15 protein-coding genes are annotated in these 22,836 nt (G+C 69.8%); 9 read left to right on the top strand and 6 right to left on the bottom strand.

Translation table 11 applies throughout. The features are described 5' to 3' along the window. Window positions 1-30 precede the first annotated feature (30 nt). Window positions 31-1,458: an APC family permease gene (locus tag P3X83_RS27095; protein ID WP_277308052.1), complete on the bottom strand. Its 1,428-nt coding sequence runs from the start codon at window positions 1,456-1,458 to the stop codon at window positions 31-33. Between the two features lie 151 nt (window positions 1,459-1,609). On the opposite strand from P3X83_RS27095, the gene P3X83_RS27090 reads away from it, so the two are divergent. Further along, window positions 1,610-2,215 carry a TetR family transcriptional regulator C-terminal domain-containing protein gene (locus P3X83_RS27090; RefSeq protein WP_277308051.1) on the top strand — a complete coding sequence of 202 codons (606 nt, stop codon included), beginning with the start codon at window positions 1,610-1,612 and terminating at the stop codon, window positions 2,213-2,215. Next, the gene (locus P3X83_RS27085; RefSeq protein ID WP_277308050.1) at window positions 2,215-3,294 is read left to right on the top strand and encodes a P1 family peptidase; all 1,080 of its coding nucleotides are present in this window, start codon (window positions 2,215-2,217) and stop codon (window positions 3,292-3,294) included. The genes P3X83_RS27090 and P3X83_RS27085 overlap by 1 nt, the downstream gene beginning before the upstream one ends. Window positions 3,295-3,317: 23 nt before the next feature. On the opposite strand, the gene P3X83_RS27080 is transcribed toward P3X83_RS27085, so the two are convergent. The 3 genes from P3X83_RS27080 to P3X83_RS27070 form a co-directional block, all read right to left on the bottom strand. Next, window positions 3,318-4,745: a S1 family peptidase gene (locus tag P3X83_RS27080; protein WP_277308049.1), complete on the bottom strand. Its 1,428-nt coding sequence runs from the start codon at window positions 4,743-4,745 to the stop codon at window positions 3,318-3,320. Between the two features lie 133 nt (window positions 4,746-4,878). Next, on the bottom strand, window positions 4,879-5,319 hold the full coding sequence (locus tag P3X83_RS27075) for a hypothetical protein (protein ID WP_277308048.1): 441 nt from the start codon (window positions 5,317-5,319) through the stop codon (window positions 4,879-4,881). A 13-nt stretch (window positions 5,320-5,332) separates the two neighbouring features. Beyond that, on the bottom strand, window positions 5,333-14,449 hold the full coding sequence (locus P3X83_RS27070) for a SpvB/TcaC N-terminal domain-containing protein (RefSeq protein WP_277308047.1): 9,117 nt from the start codon (window positions 14,447-14,449) through the stop codon (window positions 5,333-5,335). Window positions 14,450-15,054: 605 nt separating this feature from the next. On the opposite strand from P3X83_RS27070, the gene P3X83_RS27065 reads away from it, so the two are divergent. Continuing rightward, window positions 15,055-15,708, top strand: coding sequence for a hypothetical protein (locus P3X83_RS27065; RefSeq protein ID WP_277308046.1), 654 nt, complete (start codon window positions 15,055-15,057; stop codon window positions 15,706-15,708). Between the two features lie 159 nt (window positions 15,709-15,867). Further along, window positions 15,868-16,290 (top strand): hypothetical protein, encoded by a 423-nt coding sequence (locus tag P3X83_RS27060; RefSeq protein WP_277308045.1) that lies wholly within the window; start codon window positions 15,868-15,870, stop codon window positions 16,288-16,290. Between the two features lie 46 nt (window positions 16,291-16,336). Here P3X83_RS27060 and P3X83_RS27055 read toward each other — a convergent pair whose 3' ends face one another. Further along, entirely contained in the window at window positions 16,337-16,738 is a 402-nt protein-coding gene (locus P3X83_RS27055; protein ID WP_277308044.1) for a hypothetical protein, read from the bottom strand. 227 nt (window positions 16,739-16,965) lie between these two features. Between P3X83_RS27055 and P3X83_RS27050 the strand changes: the two genes are divergently transcribed. From P3X83_RS27050 to P3X83_RS27030, 5 genes are all read left to right on the top strand, one after another. Next, complete coding sequence (locus P3X83_RS27050) at window positions 16,966-18,033, top strand: iron ABC transporter permease (RefSeq protein ID WP_277308043.1); 1,068 nt, start codon at window positions 16,966-16,968, stop codon at window positions 18,031-18,033. Further along, on the top strand, window positions 18,030-19,115 hold the full coding sequence (locus P3X83_RS27045) for an iron chelate uptake ABC transporter family permease subunit (protein WP_277308042.1): 1,086 nt from the start codon (window positions 18,030-18,032) through the stop codon (window positions 19,113-19,115). Before P3X83_RS27050 ends, P3X83_RS27045 begins: the two co-directional genes overlap by 4 nt. Window positions 19,116-19,128: 13 nt before the next feature. Then, window positions 19,129-19,944: an ABC transporter ATP-binding protein gene (locus tag P3X83_RS27040; RefSeq protein WP_277308041.1), complete on the top strand. Its 816-nt coding sequence runs from the start codon at window positions 19,129-19,131 to the stop codon at window positions 19,942-19,944. Window positions 19,945-20,079: 135 nt separating this feature from the next. Beyond that, window positions 20,080-21,117 carry an iron-siderophore ABC transporter substrate-binding protein gene (locus P3X83_RS27035; RefSeq protein ID WP_277308040.1) on the top strand — a complete coding sequence of 346 codons (1,038 nt, stop codon included), beginning with the start codon at window positions 20,080-20,082 and terminating at the stop codon, window positions 21,115-21,117. A 96-nt stretch (window positions 21,118-21,213) separates the two neighbouring features. Beyond that, window positions 21,214-21,603 carry a hypothetical protein gene (locus tag P3X83_RS27030; RefSeq protein ID WP_277308039.1) on the top strand — a complete coding sequence of 130 codons (390 nt, stop codon included), beginning with the start codon at window positions 21,214-21,216 and terminating at the stop codon, window positions 21,601-21,603. Between the two features lie 202 nt (window positions 21,604-21,805). On the opposite strand, the gene P3X83_RS27025 is transcribed toward P3X83_RS27030, so the two are convergent. After that, window positions 21,806-22,795 carry a zinc-binding dehydrogenase gene (locus P3X83_RS27025; RefSeq protein ID WP_277308038.1) on the bottom strand — a complete coding sequence of 330 codons (990 nt, stop codon included), beginning with the start codon at window positions 22,793-22,795 and terminating at the stop codon, window positions 21,806-21,808. Between the last annotated feature and the right edge of the window lie 41 nt (window positions 22,796-22,836).

The raw sequence follows: 22,836 nt of genomic DNA, 5'->3' as shown, positions 1-22,836 counted from the left end.
GTTCGCCCAGTCGGCCGCGTCGGCTGGTCGCTAGTGCGCCGCGGCCTCCGGCCAAGTGCTGGGCTCCTCGTCCTGCGCCGGGCCGCGCAGCACCCACTGGTCGCGCCCGCGCAGCACCAGCGCGTAGTACAGCGCCGCGACGGCGCAGACGCCCAGCGTGATCAGCAGGCTGGTCCGCCCGACGGCCGGGTCCATCGCGTTCTGCCAGATGACGTACGCCAGGGCCGCCAGCGCGAGCACCGGCGCGGCCGGGAACCACGGCATCCGGTAGACGGCGTGCGCGGTGGTGCCGTTGCGCCGTCCGTTGATCGCCGCCAGGCACAGCGCCGCGTAGACGGCGACCAGCGAGGTGCCGGTCACAACGAGCAGGAGCTGCTCGTCGGCGAAGCACAGGATGGTGGCGAGCCCGCCGGTGACGAGCGTGGCGATCCACGGCGTGCCGGTGCGGGGGTGGATCGCGGCCAGCGCCCGGCTGACCGCGCCCGGCCACGCCGTGTCCCTGCCGGTGCTGAACACCATGCGCGAGGAGATCAGGATGATCGCCAGCACCGCGTTGATGATGGCCAGCGCGATGGCCAGGCTGATCACGGTGTTCACCGTCTCCCCCGCCTGGGTGGCGACGAAGAGCCCCATCATGTTGTCGGAGGCGAACAGTTCCTCCAGCGAGGGCGCGCCCAGCAGCACGGCGGTCACCGGCACCAGCTCCGCCACGACCGTGATCACCAGCGCCCACAGGATGGCGCGGGCGATGCCCCGGTGGGCGTCCGTGGTCTCCTCACCGAAGTAGACGGCTGAGCCGTAGCCGTTGTAGGCGAAGATGGCCACCGCCGCCGCGCCGACGATCAGACCGGCCGAGGCCGAGGTGACGCCGCCGCCGTCCACGGCCACGACGGGCGCGGTGAGCAGGTCACCGAGCGAGCGCGCCGGGTCGAACAGCCCCAGGGCGCTCACCACGACCAGCGCGATCATCTCGATGGCCAGGAAGACGCCGGTGATCCAGGCGTTGAGCTTGATGTCGAACACCGCGAGCACGGTGGCCGCCGCCGTCGTCACCGCGGCCACGACCGGCCCCGGCACGCCAGGGATCAGCACCGCCAGGTAGGTGCCGACGCCCAGCGCGATGACCGCGATGATCAGGAGCTGAGTGATCACCAGCAGCCCGAGGATGATGAACCCGGGCAGCTTGCCCAGGGTGCGCCCGACGATGGCGTACTCGCCGCCGCTGAGCGGATAGGCCGAGGCCAGCTCGGCGTAGACGAAGGCCATGAAGACGCCGACGACCGCCGCGATCACGAAGCTCCAGAACGCGCCGCTGCCCGCCTGGCCCACCACGCCCGGCGCGATGATGAACACGGACGAGGCGGGGGTGATGGCGGAGAGCGTGATGAGCAGGGTGCCGAGCAGCTTGAGTCCTCGGCGCAGGGGCGGGGCGGAGGGTGACGACGACGGATCCGACATGGCGGCCTCCTCGTTCGCAGTTCTTTGAGTCGCCATCAAAGAACTCGCCCCCCGGTGACGTCAATACCACACCTGAGCACGACTAGGTCACGGTAGGTCATCGCAAAACACGGTCTTGCTTTCCTTTATGTTCGGTTGAAAAATGACCGTCATGCCACGACCAAGCCGAGCACATCAGCGGCGCGGCGAGCTCGTCGCCGCGGCCCGTCAGGCCGTCCTCGACCGGGGCGTGCTCGACCTGCGGCTGCGCGACGTCGCCGACCAGGCCGAGATGTCCACCGGCTCGGTCCTGTACTACTTCCCGACGCTCGCCGACCTGCTGTACGAGGTGCAGCGCGACGCCGTCGAACGCTTCTGCGTGGACCGCGAGGAGGCGGCCCGGCGTGAGCCCGACCCGCGCCGCAAGCTGGTCGGCACCATCAAGGCCGGCCTGCCCAGCGGCCAGGACGACCAGTTGTGCGTGCTGCTCTACGAACTCGGCGCGCACGCACGCCGTACCCCCGCCTACGCCGCCCAGCACATCCGCCTGTACGAGCGCCAGGCCGGCCTCTACACCGCCATCCTCGAAACCGGCGCGGCCACCGGCGTGTTCGACCTGACCCGTGACGCCGCCACCATCGCGCGCGGCCTCGTCGCCATGGAGGACGGCCTGGGCCTGCACCTCACGCAGGCCGTCCCCACGTTCACCCCGGCCGCGGCCGAGGCGATGCTCATCGCCTACGCCACCGACGCCACCCGCTGCGAACTGGAGAACTGATGCGCGCCCGTGACCTCGGCCTGCCCCTGACCGGAGACACCGGCCCGCTCAACGCGATCACCGACGTGCCCGGCGTCGAGGTCGGCTACACCACGCTGATCGAGGGCGAGGACGTCCGCACCGGCGTGACCGCGATACTGCCGCGCCGCCGCGAGGACGTCCACCTGCCGGTCGCGGCCGGACGCTTCTCGCTGAACGGCAACGGCGAGATGACGGGCACGGCGCTGCTCGACGAGATCGGGTCCGTGCGGCTCCCGGTGCTGATCACCAACACGCACGCCATCGGCCCCTGCCACCGGGGCGTGATCGACTGGGTCGCGCGGGAGAAGCCGCAGGTCGCCGAGGAGTGGCTGCTGCCCGTCGTGGCCGAGACCTGGGACGGCTACCTCAACGACATCAACGGCCCGCACGTGCGGCCCGAGCACGCCGTGGCCGCCATCGACGCCGCGACCGGCGGCCCCGTCGTGGAGGGCTCGGTCGGCGGCGGCACCGGGATGAACTGCTACGGCTTCAAGGGCGGCAACGGCACCGCCTCCCGGGTGGTGCGCTACGGCGCCGACGCCTACACGGTCGGCGCGTTCGTGCAGGCCAACTTCGGCTCCCGTGGGGAGCTCACGGTGTGCGGGGTGCCGGTCGGCGCGCTGCTCGCCGAGGAGAACCCGATGGAGCGCGGCGAATCGCGGAACCCGCCCGGCGCGGGCTCGGTGATCGTCGTCGTCGCCACCGACGCCCCGCTGCTGCCCGGCCAGTGCGCGGCGCTGGCCAGACGCGTCCCGCTCGGCCTGGCCCGCACCGGCACCACGGGATCCCACTTCTCCGGTGACCTCTTCCTGGCGTTCTCCACCGGCAACGTGCTCACCCCTTCGGAGTTTCCTCGGGGCGAGCCCGGTTACGACCACCTTCGTCACATCCCGTGGAACCGGATCGACGGCTTCTTCGCCGCCGTGGTACACGCCGTCGAGGAGGCGGTCCTCAACACCCTGGTCGCGGCCACCACCATGACCGGACGGCTCGGCCGCCGCTCGCCCGGCATCCCGGTGGACCGCCTGGTGGACGCCGTGCTCAAGGCCCGCCGGTGACGCGCCGGCCGGTGACGCTTTGATCAGCAGGTGGGGCAGGTCCAGACCCGCCAGTTGCCGCCGAAGCCGCCGGGCTGGTCGACGTTCGCGATCTTCGCGCTGAAGGTGAAGCCCTCGGTGCCCGCGTACACCAGGCCATACGCTGTGGAGCCCCAGTAGACCGGGCCGCCGCTGTCGCCGCCGATCCGGTCGAAGTTCGTCTCGAAGTTGTCCTCGTAACCCTCGTCCCACCACACGTCGGTGTCGGTCACCACGCCGCACGCCGTACCGACCCCGTCGTCCTCCGCGCTGGCCCGGCCGAACGCGCACATCGGCATGTCGATGACCGTGGGATAGGCGGCGTGGGTCACGTAGCGCGACTGGTTGAGCTCGTAGTAGAAGGTGCGGGTGTAGGTGAAGTCGCCCCCCTGGTACCGCGCCATGTCGTAGCTGGCGGCGCGGGCCGACCGGGTCACCGTCGTCCTGCCGGTGTCGTCGTCGGGGTGGTTGGCGTACTGGATGGCCGCATCGTCGGCGCAGTGCTTCGCCGTGGTGATGCCTCGCGTGCCGTTGGTGCGGATGACGCTGAAGCCCATTGTGCACCATGGGGTGTCGTCCTCAAGGTAGGAGAACCCGCCACCGCGCAGGTTGTCGTCCTTCTCCTTGATGCCCAGGTCATCGACGACACTGACGTCGATCGTGATGCGGGGATTCGCCGGCTCCGCCGGTCGCAGGTCGGCGCGAAGGTCCTCGCCGACGGGCCGCTTCGGCTGGATCTTGAATGAGACGGTGCCGGTCTCGGCGTCGTATGTGCCCTTCACCCGCTCCACGTTGGGTCGCGCGGCGAGTACCGCGTGGTTGCTGTCGCGGATCTCCTTGAGCTCCGCCGTGGAGAAGCCCTTGTCACCGACGAGCTGCACTTCGCCGGGGAGTGTCCTCGCGAGTTCGACAGCCCTTCGCGGGACGGCTCCCTTGAAGCCGAGCCGGAGCGCGCGGCCGTCCTTGACCAGGGCGGCCCCGGCCACCTCGGCCGGGAGCTCCTTCGTCAGCCGCTGGGCGACCCGAGCGACCGCGGGGGCCCAGGCGTACCGGCCGACGGCCTCTTCCGGAGTGATGCCCATGCCCTCGGCGAGGCGGGCCAGGTCGATCAGCTCGGCCAGCGGGATTCCGTCGATCTTGACGACCGGGTCCGAGACAGGTCCGTCGGGCAGCGCGGACCGAGCCGCCGGGATCCGCCGCGCCGTCTCCCTGGCGTACTCGTCGAGGGCCTTCCTGAAGGGGGTCTTCGATGCGCGCGCGTCCTGGAGGAGCCTGTCCACCGTGGGGTGTTCGAGCAGGGGTTGCCGATCCCGGGTCAGCACGACGGTCGAAGTGCCGCCGGTCGCCGAAGCGGCGCTACCCGCGTTCGCGACGCCCGCGGACGCGGGTACGGCCACGCAGAGGGATAACGCGACCAAAAGACGCTTGTTCATTTCGCCCTTTCCGCTGAAAGATCCAGGAAAGGGAGTGACGTCCTTTACCCCTTCCCGGTTCGGTCAGAAAGAGCATGCGTCGCGCCGTCCATGAGCGAACAGGCCGTTCTACCGCCCATTCACTGGCCATCATCTATCCAGCAGCACCGGAACGGCCGGACTCACCGACCAGGATCTCGCCGACCCGCTCATCCTCCAGCACCCTCGCCGAGAAGCCGGAGAATTCCAGGATCGCGATGATCGCCGTGTTCATCGCCCGCTCGGCGTGCTTCATCTCGCGGACCACCGGATCGCCCTGCAGCCGGTCGGCGGCCACTTCCAGGAAATGCTCCCGCAGAATCGGGTGGACCCGCCACTTGAGCAACAGCTCCGGTGGAAGCCGCTCATCATCCACGATTTCCACGAACACGCCACTGGAAAGCGCGCCATCGAGCGTCGCCGCGATCGGCAGGCCGGCTCTGGCCAGTGCGGACTTTACCTTCTCCGCCAGGATTCGGTGCTGAATCAATGCGATCCTCTGTGCGTCGTTGACAAGGCCGGCGTCCCGATGGACGCCGGCCCTGCCGAGAGTCACCCGGCGACAGGAATCAGTCCTTGTAGCCGAGGGCCCTGGCCAGCATTTCTCTCAGCCGTTCGTTCGACTGGGAATTCATCAGTCTCCCCACCTCGGTGGCCGGGTCGCCCCAGGGGACGGACCAGGTCACCGCCGCGTCGTCCGCCATGTGCGGGCCGAGGCGGCCGTTGCACCGGGGGCACGGCTGGCGCTCAGAGTACAGCTCCAGGATCTTCTGCCCCGGCTTCAACTGCGCGATGATCTCATCCTCGGAGTGGGCGCCGTCACCGCTTCGGCCGTAGATCGGCTTGTCCGATCCGGACACCCGCGCCACCGCGACGTTCCGCCCGGACGTGTTCATCTTCTGGCTTCTGCGGAATTCGAACGCCAGGGTGGCGAGACCACCGCTGTTGACACGGACCTCGGTGCCGATCGGACACGGGCCGCTGTTGTGGACCAGGATCGGTGTGGTGCCCGCCAGCACGTAGAAGGTGTGGATGTCCTCGACCGTCAGGTTGTGCACCCGTCGTTGCGCGGTCCGCTCGCTGACCGCGTCCACCCGCACGTACGCGCCGGTGGACGTGCGGAACCACATGCCGGGCTTGAGCTCTCCGGCATCGACCCAGCGGTTCTCCCCGGCCACCCAGAAGGGGTGGCCGTCGGTCGCGGTGATGTCGGCGGTACGGTCGCCGCGATCACCGTCGATGTCGACGGAGATCTCGACCAGATCCTTGTCCCCTTCGCCGAGGATCAGATCGGTGACCGCCTTGGCCTCGGTCCGATCGGTCTCGGGATCGGTGGCGAGGACTTCGTCGCCGAGCTCGACCTCCTCGATCGGCTTGGCCGTGCCGTCCGCCATCAGCACGCCGGTGCCGGGGGTGAAGCTGTTCAGGCAACCACCGGACCTGCCCCACTTCTGCCGGGCCGCGTCGTAGAGGTCGCCCGCCTTCTCGGCGGCCCAGTTGGTGGCGCGTCTGCCCACCTGGGTGTTGCCGACCCACTCGGCGGTGCGTTCGACCACCCTGAGCCTGCCGAGGGTTGCCTCCGCGCCGGCCTCGGCCAGGGCCCAGCCCGCCTCGGTGGCCCCCTCCTGCCAGGTCTTACGTCCCTCGGCGATGTCGGTGGCCGTGTTGACCACCGATCGCGCGCCCTGGTAGGCCGCGTAGGCGGTCATGCCCCACATGACGCCCTTGCCGACCAGGATGGCGGCCGGGATCAGGAAGACCAGGTTGCCGTCGGGATCGGTGTTCTGGACGGGGTTGTTGTAACCGTAGCCGTAGAGGTTGAGATTGCCGGGGTTGTAGACGCCGTCGTTGCCCTGGCCGTCGAGATAGTCGCCGATGATCGGGTCGGCGGATTTCCACAGGCCCAGGCGAGGGTCGTAGTAGCGGGCGCCGTGGTAGTAGTAGCCGGTCTCCGGGTCGAGTTCCTTGCCGGTGAACTGATAGGGGTCGGGCCGGCCGGGGCTCTCCTCGATCCAGGTCTCCCCGCTGGGGAAGTAGTTGAGGTGCTCGGCCAGCCGGCCGCCGCCGTCGGTACCGAAGGTGGTCGAGCCGATCTGGTCGCCGTGATAGAAGAACTGGTCCTTCTCGTAGACGGTGCTCGGTCTGGCGGTCTTCGTGGCGATCCGGGTGGTGCCGATGAAAACGTGTTTGTAATCGGTCAGGTTGCGCGTCGTGTAGTTCTGGTTCGGATACAGGGTGGTCTGGTGACCGTCCTTGACGACCCGCTGGCCCTGGCTGTCGTAGGTGAACCGCACCGTGGGCGGCAGGAAGTAGTCGTCACAGGCGGCGGGGGTCTGCGGTTTGGTGTCGAACGTGATGGTGTCGTGCGAGCAGGCCAGCCGGTTGTCCTCGTCCCAGATCAACTGGCGGCGGGGCTTGCCCGGCAGGGCCGGGTACTGGTCGACGAGGTTGCCGTTGTGGTCGTACCGCATGCTCTGCGGGCCCACGTCGACGGGCGCGTGCGGGCGGGAACCGAAACCATAGACGTGGGAGTAGGTGGTGTCCGGTCGCACGTACTCGCTGCCGTTGCTCGCGACGATGGCGTGGCGCTGCTGCTTGCCGACGATGTTGTGGATGGTGTCGTAGGTGGTGCGGGACGCGTAGGTGTCGGTCCGGTGAATGTCCGGCGTGTACTGCCCGCCGGCCTGGGTCAGCCGGTAGAGGTTGTCGTAGGCGAAGGTCTGGGTGGACGGCCCGCCGAGCGCGGGTGTCGTCGACGACCCGGGAATGTCGGTGTCGTTCTGGATGCGTGTGATGTTTCCGACGTCGTCGTAGCCGTAGCGCAGGTGCTGGAACTCGTACCCGGTGGGCAGCGTGGAGTTGAGCAGCGCGAGGCTGCGGTCGGCGGCGTCGTAGGTGAACGTGGTGGTGGTGCCGTTGCCCAGCGACACGCGGGTGCGCTGCTCGAACTCGTCGTAGTGCATGTCGCGCAGATACGAGTAGGTGTGGGAGCCCTTGACGCCGGTGGCCGAGATCACCTGGCCGCCGGAGTCATAGCCGTAGCTGAGCACCTCCCCGTCGGGGTAGGTGAGCTGGAGCACCCTGCCGAGGCTGTCGTAGCTGTAGCCCGTGGTGAAGGTCCTCGGATAGTGGCCGGGCCCCGGCAGCGTCTTGCTCTCCAAGGCGATCTCACCGAGCGGCCCGTACCGGCGGGTGGTCACGCCCCCGGCGTCCTCGATCTTGGCCAGCCGGCCGGCGGTGTTGTACTGCGCGCCGGGCCCGCCATAGGTGTAGCGGACGTCGTTGTGCTGGAAGATCGGATAGTCGATCGAGACCAGCCGGTTGAAGTCGTAGCCGTAGGTGATCTTCTTGCCCTGGTACGCCAGGTTGGCGGTGATCTTACTGATCGTGTTGCCGGCGAGGTCGTAGGCCGTGCTGGTCCGGCCGGAGTCGGGACTGGTCACCGTGGTACGGCGGCCGAAGCCGTCGTAGGCGCTGATGGTGTGGTTGTTCTTGTCGTCGGTGACCCTGGTGAGCTGACCGAGCGGGTCGTAGGTGTAGCCGGTCCAGATCGGCGGGCCGCCGTTCACCGCGCTCGGCTCGCGTACCGAGGTGATCTGCTCCCGCACGTCGGTATAGGTGGTCTTGGTGTTGCCCTCCGCGTCGGTGACCGCCGTCGAGAGCTGCCGCGTGCCGGAGCGGTCCGCGCCGAAGCCGTAGGCCGTGCTGCTGCCCGTTCGATCCGGCAGGACGGTTCGCACCAGCCGGTCCAGCACGTCGTAACCGTTCGTGGTCGGGCGCACCGTGTCGAAGGCCGGGTTGAACGCGACGTTGCCCGCGCCCTTCGGCTCGCCGAGCGGGTAGTACTGCTCGGACGTGCGGCCGAACTCGTCGAACACCATCCGGCCGGAGACCGTCATCCCGTCGACGCCGCCGATCCTGGCGTCCTTCTTGGTCTGCACGACCCTGGCCAGGCCGTCGGTGAAGGTGACGGTGTCGATGGTGTCCGCCTTGACCGATCCGTCCGCCGCCCGGTCCAGGTGGCGGGTGGTGGCGTACGGGACCGCCGCCTCGGGGTGATAGTCGAAGGCGATGGTCGGCCTGCCGGCCCCGTGGTCGTGCGGGCCGGTCACGGTCGCGACCCGCCCGGCGTCGTCGTAGGCGTAGACCAGCCGCTGGCCGTTGATGTCGACGGACGTCTCGGCCTCGCCGAACCTGAGGTCGTACGTGGCCGAGGACTCGTAGCCGTAGCTGTCCTTGGTCGAGGTGACGTAGGTGCCGGTCACCTCGTCGTAGCCGTAGGTCGCCTGGTAGCGCTGTCCGCGGTGGTTGACGGGACCGGTCAGCGTGGCCAGGGTCCCGCCGGGATGGTAGGTCGCGTCTGTCACCGCGACCGGCCCGGCGTCGTCGAGCCTGGCCCGATGCTGGGTCACGTTGCCGGTGGCGCAGTCCACGGTGGCCTCGCTCCGCCGCATCACCCTGCCGCCGCCGCGTACCTCGGACCTGTTGGCCACGCCGACGATGTAGGCGTCGGCGCAGTCGGCGTAGCCGGTGGTGGCGACCACGTCGTCGGCGACGCCGCTCTCGCCCTGGTCGGTGGTCTTGGTGACGTTGCCGAGACCGTCGTAGACCATCTCGGTGCGGGTCTGCTTGCCCGGCTGGTTCTGGCCCTCGTACCAGCGCTGGTCCTTGCGGACGGGCATCGGGAAGATCGCCGCGGTGGTGCTGTCGCCGTCGCCGGCCTCGCCGGTGGCGACATCGCGCAGTTCGTACGTGTGCAGCGTCTCGGTGAAGGGCCGGTCCTGCCCGTCGGCCGTGAGGACACGCGTGACCAGGCCGCGCGTATAGTGGCCGCCGGTGTCGTACTCGGAGGTGATCGTCCGGTAGACGCCGCCGTTCCGGTATCGGACCTGCGCCTTCACCGTGGCGTACCCGGTGAACTCGCGCTCCAGCCGGTCGTGCACACCGCCCGCGTAGCCGAAGGTGGTGTGCTGGACGTCCGCACCGTCCCCGGCCAGGCCGTCATCGGTCTTGACCGAGCTCAGCACATACCGGGAACCCGGCTGATCATAGGTGTTGCCGTCCCGGGTGTAATCCAGCTCGATGGCCGAACCCAGCGGCCGTTCGACGGACCTGAGCAGGTTGGTCCTGCCGGTCTGGTTGGCCGCCACGGTGAGCCGGTCGTCCGCGCTGGAGGCCAGGTGGTCGGCGAAGCCGTCGCCGTTGATGTCACGGAGCATCTGCGCGGCGCGGGAGGCCCCGGTGGAGGTGTCGGCGCCGGGGTTGACGATGATGAACCCGAAGAGGATCGGGATCGAGATGGTGAAGTACACACCGGCGCCCAGCCTGGCGTTGACGTCGGCGTTCACCCCGGACAGGCTGCCGCCGAACTCGACCGGGGCGGCGAAACCGCTGCCGGTGTTGATCGCCACCCGGATCGGCGAGCCCGCGAAGACCCGGTCGGCCAGGCCGTCGCCGTTCACATCGGCCAGCGTGGCCGAGGTCGAGCTGTCGCCCTGGTTGAGCGAGGCGCCGCCGGCGAAGCCGTAGAAGTCGGTGTTGAAGCCGATGTTCACGCCGGTGTTGTCGCTGCTGCCGTCGTTCAGCGGCCCGCCCGGCCACGGCTCGGGCGCGGCGAACCGGTAACCCAGGTTCAACGCCGCGCGGCCGTTCTCGTACACCCGGTCGGGCAGGCCGTCGCCGTTGATGTCCAGCAGGTCGGACTCGGCGTCGGAGGTCCCTGAGCCCAGGTTGCCGCCGATGCCCAGCGGTGGCATGTCGTTGCCGCTCGCGGAGGTGTTCGCGGTGTTCGTCCCGCCGGGCGCCGCCTCGCCGCGGCCGGTGGTGATCGTCCGGGCCGCGCTGCCCGCGTTCGCGTTGCCCGACACGTTCTTCGACGTGCGCACGGCGCGGCCCGGCATGTCGCCGCGCGTCTCGCCCAGCACGCCGCTCGGGCCGGTGTACTGGATGCCGCCCGGTCCCAGCACGTCGGGGAACCCGTCGGCGTTCATGTCGATGAAGTCCAGTTCCCCCCTGGAGGTACCGGTCGCGACGCTGCCGCCGACGGTCCCGACACCGCCGCCGACTCCGCCGGTCACCGAGATCTGCTGCGAACGGGACATTCTCGGCACCGCCCGCGGACCGGAGACGTCGGAGGCCGCGGGCAGCCCGATCGCCTGCCCGCCCAGCCGCGAACTGGTCACCGTGCCACCGGAGATCCACAGGTCCTCACCCGACGCCCAGCGCTTCCGGTCCGGCTGCGGCACGAAGAGCACCGCGTTCGGCGGAGTGACCTTCGGGTCCTGCTCGAACTCCGCCCGGTCCCGCTCCGGATCGACGCTCTGGGGCAGTTGCGCCTGGACGTCGTCCGCCTTCTCCAGGTCGCCCTGCCGGATCGGCCGGGTGGCCCGATCGCCGTTGCCGTTGTAACCGGCGTACGCCCAGCCACGGTACGGCCGGCCGTACACTCCTTCGGGCTCCGGGCTGTGCACCGTCGCCGCCGCCTCGGCCTCGCCGACCAGTACCGACGCTCCGGTGAGCACCCCCGGCGCCGCCGTGCTGAAGTCGAAGAACAGCCCGTCGCCCGTGGCTGCCTCGACCTGGATCGGCACCGGCTCCGCGCCCAGCGTGACGGCCTGCTTGGCGAGCAGCGCGCCCCGCCGCTTGACCGTGAAGACCACCTGGCCGGTGGCGCCGTCGGCGGCGACCGGCCGCGGTGTGACGGTGAGGGTCCCGCCGGTGGACACGGTGTACGGCCGCGGTGGCGCGGCCCCGCTCGCCGCGGTGAAGGTGCTGATGTCGTACGGCGCGCTGAACTCCTGCCCGAACTCGCCGGGCACGGGTGAGGTCTCGGCGTAGGCGGCCGTCGGGGTCCAGGTCAGCGCGGTCACGTCGATCGGCGAGTCCGTCTGGACCCGCCACGCCAGCACCTGCCCCTTGGTGACCGGCACCGTCGCCGCCACCGGCACCTCGCCGGTGAACGCGGCCTCCACCCGCTTCTCGAAGACGGTCTCCCCCGCCCGGGTGACGCGGACGGTGAGGTCGTCGGTGGTGACCGCGCTCTTGGTGAGCGCGCCGCCCAGGGTCAGCGTGCCGTCCCTCGGCACGGTGACCCTGGCCGCGCGCCCGGCCAGGGTGAAGTCGTCCGCGGCGGTGTAGGTGGTCAGCGGCAGGCCGTTGGCGTCGGCCGTCTCCGGCAGGCCGGTGTAGGTGATCTTCGGGTTCCAGGTCACCCGGTCGGCCGCCCCGTCCATGACCGAGCCGACCCGGAAGTACAGGTGATCGCCCTTGCCGACCTGGACGGCGTCCACCCCCTGCGGGGTGTGCTCGGTGTGATCGGTGATCCGGGCCGACCACAGTTCGGAGTCCTCGTGCTGCACGGCCACCCGGACCCCGTCGGGCCTGGCGAATGCCGGCAGTTCGCCCTCGACCTCGGCCAGCCGCACGGCGCCGGTGACACTGACCGTGCCGTCGTACGGCGCGGTCCACCGGCGCAGGGTGTCCACCAGCGGGAACGACTGCTTGCGCCGTTCGATGTCGGCCGAGTAGTCCGACAGCAGGCCCTCGGCGTCCACCTTGCTGGCCCCGATCGGCACCGGGGTGTCGGACACCGCGCCGAACACCGGCACTCCGTCCGCGCCGACCCGCCCGAACAGCACGTTCTCACCGTTGACCAGGTCGACGACGCCGTCGGCGTTGACGTCGGTGAAATACCGGTTCGTGGTGCTGATCGTGTCGACGTGATCGAGCTGCACCGCCGCGCCCGGGTACGCCTCGACACCGATGGTGCGGGTGCTGGAGCTCTGCGCGAAGATCCCCGGCAGGTTTCGCAGCGGTGTGGTCTGCGCGGCGAAGCGCGGTTCGCCGCCGGGCCGCGACAGGTTCTTGCGGAAGACGTATCCGCCGCCACCCTTGAAGACCTTGTCCGGCAGGGTGTCGCCGTCCACGTCCACCAGCGCCAGGAGTCCCTCGTCCGAGCCCTTGCCGAACCCGGCCTTCACGCCGACGGAACCCGACTTGCTCGCCGACGCCCCCCAGCCGACGTACAGGTGACCGCCCGCGCTCCGGGAGGTGTTGCCGTTGAGCGCGCCCGCCTCGCCCGCGCCGGGCCGTACCCCGTTGACCACCCGGTTGGACAGGTCGTCGTCCGGCGAGGACCAGTCCACCCGCTGGAACGCGGTGTACTTGCCCGTGGCGTCGCGGATGTCGTCGAAATAGCCGAGTTCGTGAGTGTTGAACAGCTTCCCGGCGGCATCGTACTGCTGGATCGTCTTCAGCAGCGTCTTCTGGAACGCCCCTTGGGTATAGCCGAAGTCGTAGCGGCGGATCGGCCTGTCGCCGAGCCGTACCTCGACGCGGCGCAGCAGGTCGGCCACCACACGCTTGAATCCGCCCAGCGCGTCGATCGACACGTCGGAGCGCCGCTCCTCGGCCAGCTCGCGGTCCCGCACGAACGTCACGGAGTACGGGCCGTCGGCGTCGCCGCGCCCGGTATAGGTGATCTTCTTCGGATAGAGCGCGCGCCCGGCGACCGATCCACCTGGCACCCCGGTGTCCTCGACGGTGGTGTGCTGGTACCGCATCGTGTTGCCGTTGGGATCGCGCACCTCGCGGAGCGCCCAGGAGAAGACGTTGCCCGCGTCATCCGCCAGTACGGCCCCTTCGCCGCCGTACCGCCGGTGCGTGCCGGACTTCTCGGTCACCTCCCAGGTGTAGGTCTTCGGCGAGTCCCCCTTGCGCACGATGCGCGCGAACCGGCCCTCCACGCGCTGACGGAACACCTTGTCGGCGGTACGGGGCCGCACCGCCCCCCGGTGCGCCACCGGGGTCAGTTGTTCCCCGCCGAACAGGTACGTCTCGGACTCGTTCCGCGCGTCGTAGCGGGGCACGCCCCAGCGCGTGTCGATCGAGATGGACGGCACCGACAGATCCCAGCCCACGCCCATCCAGCCGTTGACCGCCGCCGACGAGTACTCCACGGCCAGCGACGGCTCCAGGTCCGCCCGGCCCCCCGGCAGTTCGATCGGGTACGACAGCCGCGCCTCGCCGAGTTCGTTGGCGGTCGGCGCGGCGATCTGGTTCAGGTTCGCCGACGGGTCCGCGGCCTGGATACCAGTGATCCTCGTCGGGTCGAACGAGACCTGGTCAGGGCCCTCCGGCGCGCTCACCGTGGCGTTCACCATGTCGGTGAAGTGGTCGGTCCTGGAGACGATGAGCCCCTGCTCGGTGTCCACTCCGACCCGCGTCAGCGCCCGCCAGCAGTCGTCCCGCTCGTCGAAGTAGAAGGTCCGCACGTCCTGCGGGGTCAGTCCGGCCGCGGTCAGCTTCGCCGCGTCGTACGGCAGGCTGATCGTGATCTCCTTCTCGAACCGGAACGGCGTCGGCGTGAACCGGTAACCGGCGCGCGGCCCCTCGGTCACGTTCTCCATCCCGGCGCCCAGCACCGGCAACTGCCCCTTCGCCAGCGGGGTTATTCCGATCTCGGTCCGGCCGCCCAGCGCCTTGGCGCCGATCTCCAGCCGGACGTCGTCATAGGTGATCGTCTTCGCCGTCCCGCCCTCGGCGGTGGCACGGTAGGCGGGCCGGGCGGCCTCGGCCGCGGAGGACGCCGGGGAACCGGGAGCACAGCCGGGAGAAACCGTCTGCGCGGCGGCGGGCCGCATCATCGGCGCGACCCCGGTGGCCAGCAACGCCAAACAGGTGAACACGCATAAGAAGCGCGAAATGATACTGATCACGTTCACCGACTCCAAGCTCGGGAAAAATGCACGACTGAGGTGCGGACTTGGCATAAGAAAGACATAAAGTGATCAGACTCGCGCCTAATCGATAACATCGATCATCACGTGGTGTCCAGGGGTCGTTCTCACCCTGTATCGACGCCGCCCCGCGTCGGCGGATGCGCCCGGACCAGCCGATTCATCAAAGCGCCCGGACGGCATCACCCTGGATGTGTCCGGAAGTTGCCAGGCCGGTGACCGGCATCGGACATAATGGAAAATCGGCCTTGCCGAACCGCGCGAGCGGACCCTATAACACGACCATATAGAACTCGGACTTCTCCGCAGGTGTCACAAACGCATGTCCGTGACCAACCGCCGGCCATCCCGAATCAGCGTGCGACACGACCGGAACCCGCGGTGACCGCCCCCGCGACGGTGAATTCGGAGCGGAGTGGCCGCATCGCCGTCCGTACTTTTCCGAATGGACGCCGACGGTGAACTTGTCTATCGGTTTCGAACGGTGCATGATTTTCCGAAGCCTGTGATCGTACCGGTGCGCCCCGCCGATCCTCGCCGAAAAGGAAGGCATCATGCCGGACACCACCGAAGCCCCGTTGTGGCTCCAGGGCCGGGAAGCGGTCATCGCCGCCGCCGAGCCGGGCGCTTGGCGCGAAAGCGCGCCGGACTACCACCTGTCACACGAGGTCATGCCCGGTGAACGCACCCACCGCTTCGAGTCCGACCAACTAGAGGCCATCGTCGAACGCATCGTGCAGGTCTTCGAGATGGAGGTCTCCCACAAGAAGGACCCGGAAACATGGGTCTCCATGGTGACCGAACACTTCCGCACCCGCGTCAACGGCGGCGAATGGGCTTCCGCCCGGGACATCGCCGAGCAGGGCAGCTACAACATCCTCATTGGCGACAGCGCCTTCTACCGGCGCGAGGACGAGACCTTCGAGTCCCAGCACCACGTCTTCCATACCGCCTTCCCCCAGGGCTTCTTCTGGGAGGTGCTGGAGGTCATCTCGCCCCCGCCGGTGGTCGCCTTCAAGTGGCGGCACTGGGGCACCTTCTCCGGCGAGTACAAGGGCCACAGCCCGACCGGCGAGCGCATCGAGATGTACGGCATGAGCGTCGCCAAGGTCAGCGACGACCTGCGACTCCTGGAGGTCGAGCACTACTACGACCCCAACGCCTTCCTCAGCACCCTCACCAACGGCTGCCCGGTCACCCACACCTGACCTGCGCCACCGCCCGCCTCCCACCCGCGGATCGGGTGGAAGGCGGGCCACCGCCCGGGAATCCACCCGATGTCCCGGCATGATCCCCATGTGAGCCGGCGATACCCCCTACGTCGGGCCCGAGGAGATCCGCGATCGTGCCCGGCCCGGCGATTCCGGATGTCCGATCACCGCACCGGCCGACCTCGCCGCTGGATGACGGGCCAGGCCGCGAATGAGCGGGACGAGCCGTTCACCTTCGTCATCGACCTACACGGGGTGCTCCGCCTCGCCCCGCGCCGAAGCGAACACGTCGCGTGCGCCGGAGGCGATCCCGTCCTGAGCGCCGGAGAGATCACTTTCTCCCACGAGGGCGGCCGGTGGTCGGTCCGCGAGATCGGCAACCAGTCCACCGGCTACTGCCCCGCCGTCACATCATGGCCGGCCGTCGCCATCGCCCTCGACCACGCGGGCATCCCCCATCCGGGCGCCTTCACCCACCCGATCACCTTCCGCCACTGCCCGCGATGCGCCTCGTCCAGCATCGTCAAAGACGATCACTTCGTCTGCCCCACCTGCGACACACCCCTGCCGAGCACCTGAAACAAGGCGGTGACCCCGTCCTCCGGCCTCGGGACGCCCCAGTAGCTCAGCCGATCACGGTCAGCGTGTACGTGGCCGTCGATCCCGACGCCCCGAACCTGATCAAATACACCCCGGGCACCGTCGAGGCCGCAGTGTTGATCGAGATCCTGAACACCGTCGGCCTTCCCGAGCCGAGCCCGATGCTCACCCCCGCCGGCAACCCCGCGACGAAGATCCCCGTCGGAGCCGTGTCCGTGTGCAGCGTCGTCACCACCGACCCACCCGGCACGACACTCCCCGCCGCCGGATCAAGCCAGATCCCGAGCCCCGCCTCCGACGAGACCCCCCACGCCTGCCCCCCGGGCGCCCCGATCCCCACCCCGAACGCCAGCACCACGACCGCGATCACCCTCATGAGGTTCTTCCTCATACCGGTCTCCTCCACTACCGCGAGACAAGCGCCCACCCACCCCACGATGACACCGCCCCACGCCCCCGCCCACCCAACGCTTCCCCCATAACCACCGCCTATACCGCCTGCGGAAGGGACGCGCTTACACAGGTCGCGATGATGCGCCCCGCCCATCCCAGCCTCCGCCTCAGCTGGCCCCGTCACTCTCGCTCGGCATGAGCGGCGATGGTTGAAGACCTGGGCGTGAGGGGCTGGGGGATCACCGGATACGGTACGTCGCCATGAGTGCGACGGTTGGGAAGCGGCCGGTTTCCGAGGGCGGGGTGGTCCGGCGGCGGCGGGTCGTGGGGGCGGGGGTGCTGCTGGTGGGCCTCGTGGTCGCCGGGGCGGTGTCGCTGGCCGTGGGCGCTCGGGGGTTGAGTCCGGGTGAGGTCTGGTTCGGGCTGTTCGCGGCCTCGGGCCCCACCCCGGGTGCGGATCAGCGGCTTACCGAGATCGCGCTCATCGTGCAGACCGTGCGGACGCCCCGGACCGTGCTCGCCGTCGTCGCGGGCGTCGCGCTGGGCGTCAGCGGGGCACTGATCCAGGGCTACACGCGAAATCCGATCGCGGACACGGGGCTGCTTGGGGTGAACTCCGGCGCCTCGTTCGCCGTGGTGTCGGTGATCCTGCTGTTCGGGTTCTCCAATCCGTACCAGTACGTCTGGTTCGCCTTTCTGGGCGCGGCGGTCGCCGGGGTCATCGTGTTCGGGCTGGCGAGCCTCGGCCGGGGGTCGGGCAGTCCGCTGACGCTCGCGCTGACCGGTCAGGGGGTGACGGTGTTCCTCGCGGCGATGACCATCGCGGTCTCGCTGTCGGATCAGGCGTCGATGAACGCGCTGCGGTTCTGGAACGCGGGCACCGTGGCGGGCGTCGGGTTCGACGTCATCTGGCCGGTGGCCGGGTTCGTCGCGGCCGGGCTGGTCCTGGCGCTGAGCACGTTGCCCACCATCAACCTGCTCAACCTGGGCGACGACGTGGCGCGCGGGCTCGGTGTGAGCATCGCGCGGAGCCGGACCGTCGGGATCGTCGCCATCACCCTGCTGGCGGGCGCGACGACCGCGGCGTGCGGGCCGATCGCGTTCCTCGGGCTCATGGTGGCGCACGTGGCCCGGTATCTCACCGGGCCGGATTATCGCTGGCTGGTGCCGTACGCGGGGCTGCTCGGGGCCCTTGTCCTGCTGTTCTGTGACATCGCGGGACGCGTGGTGACCCGGCCGGGCGAGTTGCAGGCGGGCGTCGTCGTCGCCCTCGTCGGGGCGCCGTTCTTCGCGGTGCTGGTCTGGCGTGGAAAGTTCAAGAAGGCATGAGCAAGATCGTGGTGAAGCGGCCGGTCGCGCCGGGGGTACGGCTCGGCCGTACGTCGTTCGTGTGGCGGCCCTGGATGATGTTCGTCGCGCTGCTGCTGGCGGCGGCGGCCTTCGTGGTGTTCTGCCTGTCGATCGCCGTCGGGGACTTCCCGATCGGCCTGCCCCAGGTGATCGCCACGATCTTCGGCCGGGGCGAGCGGGTGGACGAGTTCGTGATCATGGACCTGCGGATGCCGCGCGCCCTGGCCGGGCTTGTCGTCGGCGTCGCGCTCGGGGTATCCGGGGCGATCACGCAGTCCGTCGCGCGCAACCCGCTGGCCAGCCCGGACGTGCTGGGGATCACCGGGGGCGCGAGCGCGGTCGCGATCTTCCTGGTGACGGCGTCGGGCGGGGTCGCCACGGCGATCACCGGCTCGGTGGGCCTGTCGGCGGCGGCGCTCGCGGGCGGCCTCGGCACCGGCCTGCTGGTCTACTTCATGGCGTGGCGGCGCGGCGTCGACGGCCTGCGGCTCATCCTCATCGGCATCTCGGTGAGCGCCGTCATGGAGGCGGTCACGATCTGGCTGCTGGTCAGCGCGGACATCCGGGACGTGGCCCGGGCCCAGGCGTGGCTGGTCGGCTCGCTGGACGGCCGGACGTGGGACGAGGTCCAGGTGGCGCCGTGGGCCACGGCCGCGCTGCTGGCCGTCGTCGGCTACTGCGCGTTCCATCTGCGGCCGATGCACTTCGGCGACGACATCGCGGCCGGCCTGGGGGTCCGGTACTCGGCGGTGCGCGCCGCCCTGCTGCTGTGCGCGGTGCTGCTGGCGGGTGTGGCGGTGGGCGCGGCGGGACCGGTGCCGTTCGTTGCGCTGGTGGCGCCGCAGGTGGCGATGCGCCTGTCGCGGTGCGCGACACCGCCGTTGGTGGCGTCCGGCCTGGTGGGCGCACTGCTGCTGATCGGCTCTGACCTGGTGGCGCGGACGGCGCTGCCGTTCAGCCTGCCGGTCGGCGTGGTCACCGCCGCGATCGGCGGTCCCTTCCTGGTCTACCTGCTGGTGCGCGCGAACCTCAGGAGGGATGTGAAGGCAAGCCTTGCCTAACTAGAGTGTCCCTGTGACCACGCACCACATCACCACCCCGCGCCTGGCCGCCCACGGCGTCACCGTCGGCTACGGCGGCCGGGCCGTCATCGACGATCTCGACGTGGTGATACCGCCGGGGGTGATCACCACGATCATCGGCCCCAACGGCTGCGGGAAGTCCACCCTGCTGCGGACCCTGTCCCGGCTGCTCAAACCGGCCGGCGGCACGGTCGTGCTGGACGGCGAGGACATCGCCAAGCTCAAGACCAGAGACGTGGCCAAGAAGCTGGGCCTGCTCCCCCAGGCCCCGGTCGCGCCGGAGGGGCTGACGGTGTCCGACCTGGTCGCCAGGGGCCGGCACCCGCACCAGAGCTGGCTGCGGCAGTGGTCGTCGGACGACGCCGACGTGGTGGAGCGCGCCCTGGCCATGACCGGCGTGACCGACCTGGCCGACCGTCCGATCGACGCGCTGTCCGGCGGGCAGCGCCAGCGCGTCTGGATCTCGATGACCCTCGCCCAGGGCACCGACCTGCTGCTGCTCGACGAGCCGACGACCTACCTCGACCTGGCCCACGCGATCGAGGTGATCGATCTGGTGGACGACCTGCACGAGTCGGGGCGCACGGTGGTCATGGTGCTGCACGACCTCAACCTGGCCACGCGTTACAGCGACAACCTGATCGTGATGCGGTCGGGGTCGATCCTGGCCCAGGGACACCCGCGTGACGTGATCACCGCCGAGTTGCTGCACGAGGCGTTCAGGCTGCGCGCCCGAGTGATCGACGATCCGGTGAGCGACCGGCCGCTCATCGTGCCGATCGGCCGGGCCCATACACGGGTAACTTGACGTGGGCAGGGTTAGGTTAGCCTAGCCTTATCGTGCGTGCTACGGTTTGCCTGCCCTTTGCACGGGCTCGCCTAGACAGCACGAAGTGAGCAAGGAATTCGAATGCTTCACCAACGAACGACGACCACGAAGTCCTTGCGACGGTTCGCGACGGCGATCTCCGCCGCGGCCCTCGGCGCCGGCCTCCTGGCGGGATGCGGATCAGGATCCGATTCGGCGGCCGGATCCGCGGCCGACCGGCCGGGCGGCGAGACCACGGCCACCGCCGGCGGCGCGTTCCCGGTCACCGTGGAGCACGCGTTCGGCAGCACGGAGATCGCCAAGGCCCCGCAGCGGGTCGTCTCCGTCGGCTACACCGACGACCAGGCCATCCTGGCGTTCGGTGTCAAGCCGGTCGGCATGGTCGACCAGTACCCGAACCCGCCCGGCAAGACCCCCGACATCAACACCCAGTGGCCCTGGGTGAAGGACAAGTGGGGCGACACCCGCCCCGAGGTCGTCATGAGCAACGGCGACTCCGGCCCGAACTACGAGAAGATCGCCGCGCTGCGCCCGGATCTGATCATCGCGGTCTACTCCGAGATCGACCAGGCCGCCTACGACCGGCTCACCAAGATCGCGCCCACGGTCGGCCGCACCAAGACCGAGAAGGAGCCGTTCAGCGCGCCGTGGCAGGACAACGCGCTGCACATCGCCAAGGCGCTCGGCAAGGCCGATGAAGGCGCCGCGCTGGTGAAATCGATCGACGACAAGCTCACCGCCGCCCGCGAGGCGAACCCGGAGTTCGCGGACCAGACCGCCGTCGCGCTGTCCTGGTACAAGAACTCGGTCGCCCCGTTCACCACGACCGACGTGCGCGGGCGCATGGTGACCGGCATCGGGTTCAAGGGCGCCACCGAGATCGACAAGATCGCGGGGGGCAGTTTCTACACCGTGTTGTCGCCCGAGCGCATCGACCTGATCGACGTCGATCGCCTCTTCGTCATCGCCGACCAGGCGGACCAGGACGCGCTGAAGAAGTTCAAGCTGTTCGCCAACCTGCCGGCCGTCAAGGGCGGCAAGGTGTCGTACCTGCTGGACAGCGAGGGCCCGGCAATCGGTGCGGCCATGTCGCAGAGCACGCTGCTGTCGCTGCCGTACGCGATCGACGAGCTGGTCAAGTCGGCCCAGTAAGGCGTCCCCCAGTAGCGAGTGTTGACGGGCGTCGCGGCATTTCGTACGTTCCAGTCTGGGTTGTCCTCCAGGCATCAAGGAATCGCGGAGGCTGCGATGGCCGGCGGAGCTGAACCGGAAGAGTCGTGGCCGGACATCGTGCCGGGGCCGCTGGGCACACCATCACCTGAGCTGGACCGCAGGCGGGAGTCGGGGCCGCTCGCGCCCGCGGCCATGCCGAGCGGCGACCGCGTCCCGGTCGCCGTCAGGTACGACGACGTCCGCGCCCTGCTGGCCGCCCCCACGGCCAGCCGCAACCTGCGCATGCCCGGACTGCCCCGGATGGTCACCGGCACCGCCATCGACGACGACCCGGCGTCCCTGGTCAACCAGGACCCGCCCGAGCACACCCGCTATCGCCGCATCATGTACCGCACGTTCACCCCGCGCCGGGCCGAGGCGGCGCGCCGATGCCGTCGATCAGCGTGGCCCGCAGAAGCACGATGACGCCGTCGTCGGCGGCTGCGGCTGCGGCCGACCCGCCTGGCCAGACGGACGCCGCGACCGCGCCGAACGCGCCCCCGGCCGGCCAGGACATCACTTCCCTGCGATTGAGCACACTCACGACCGCCTCGCGGACCGCTGTGATGATCTACTGGCATCTCACATTCGACGGCGTCGGGTGCCCCGTCACGACCCAGAAACCGGATCAGGTGACGCGGACGACGAGCTTGCCGACCGCGGTGTCGGCCTCCATGTCGGTGTGGGCCTGCCGGATGTCGTCCAGGCCCTGGTAGACGCGGTGGACCGGGATGGTGAGGCGTCCGGCGGAGATCTCGTCGAGGATCGACTGGAAGGTCACGGCGGGCAGGTCGGCGGCCTCGCCGCCGTACGCGGTCAGGCGCACGCCGTTGGGGAGGTAGCCGATCGGGTAGAAGTCCTTGACGATCCACTGGTTGGACAGCATGCCGGTGAAGCAGACCGTGCCGTGCACGCGGACCGCGCGCAGCGTGTCGGGCAGGGTCGGCGTGCCGACCAGTTCGAGCGCGGCGTCCACCCCGCCGGGCACGATACGGCGGACGGCGGCGGCGATCTCGCCGGTGTCCACGATCGGATGATCCACCCCTGCGGCGGCCAGGTCCTTCGCCCGTTCCGCACGCCGGGTGGTGGCCAGGACGGTGGCCCCGGCCCGCCTGGCCAACGCCGCCGCCGCCATCCCCACCGAGGACGTGCCGCCGCGAATCAGCAGCGACTGCCCCGCGCGCAGGTCGAGCCCGACGGTGAGCGAGCCGTTGGCCGTCTGGACCATCTCCGGCAGGGCGCCCACGACCTCCCACGGCAGGTCCGTACTGATCGGCAGCACCTGCGCCTCTGGGACGCACGTGTACTCGGCATAGCCGCCGTCGAAGACGCGGCCCATCCCGCCCATCATGGTCACCACCTGCCGACCGGGACTCAGCGCGCCGCTGGGCCCGACCGCGTCGACCACCCCCGCGGCCTCGATCCCGGGCACCCTCGGGAAGATCACACCCTCGGCCAGGCCGAGCCTGGTGTGCAGCTCGGACCGGTTGAGCCCGAACGCCTCCACCCGGATCCGCACCCACCCCGGCTCCGGCTCGGGCCTGGGCAGCTTGGTCAACCGCAGATTCTCCACCGGACCGGGACCGCTCAGCACGACGGCACGCATCGTCTCACCCAATACCGCTCTCCTGTTTCGTTTCCGTGCGGGCCCTACAGCCT

The sequence above is a fragment of the Spongiactinospora sp. TRM90649 genome (genome assembly GCF_029382225.1).
GTDB lineage: Bacteria > Actinomycetota > Actinomycetes > Streptosporangiales > Streptosporangiaceae > Spongiactinospora.
Note: the sequence above shows the minus strand (reverse complement) of the source record. Positions and strands in the feature narration are given on the sequence as shown.

Coding starts and splice junctions, on each gene's coding strand:
- P3X83_RS27085 (WP_277308050.1), top strand. CDS start 2,215: ATGCGCGCCCGTGACCTCGGCCTGCCCCTGACCGGAGACACCGGCCCG.
- P3X83_RS27065 (WP_277308046.1), top strand. CDS start 15,055: ATGCCGGACACCACCGAAGCCCCGTTGTGGCTCCAGGGCCGGGAAGCG.
- P3X83_RS27060 (WP_277308045.1), top strand. CDS start 15,868: ATGTCCGATCACCGCACCGGCCGACCTCGCCGCTGGATGACGGGCCAG.
- P3X83_RS27080 (WP_277308049.1), bottom strand. CDS start 4,745: ATGAACAAGCGTCTTTTGGTCGCGTTATCCCTCTGCGTGGCCGTACCC.
- P3X83_RS27050 (WP_277308043.1), top strand. CDS start 16,966: ATGAGTGCGACGGTTGGGAAGCGGCCGGTTTCCGAGGGCGGGGTGGTC.
- P3X83_RS27090 (WP_277308051.1), top strand. CDS start 1,610: ATGCCACGACCAAGCCGAGCACATCAGCGGCGCGGCGAGCTCGTCGCC.
- P3X83_RS27045 (WP_277308042.1), top strand. CDS start 18,030: ATGAGCAAGATCGTGGTGAAGCGGCCGGTCGCGCCGGGGGTACGGCTC.
- P3X83_RS27095 (WP_277308052.1), bottom strand. CDS start 1,458: ATGTCGGATCCGTCGTCGTCACCCTCCGCCCCGCCCCTGCGCCGAGGA.
- P3X83_RS27030 (WP_277308039.1), top strand. CDS start 21,214: ATGGCCGGCGGAGCTGAACCGGAAGAGTCGTGGCCGGACATCGTGCCG.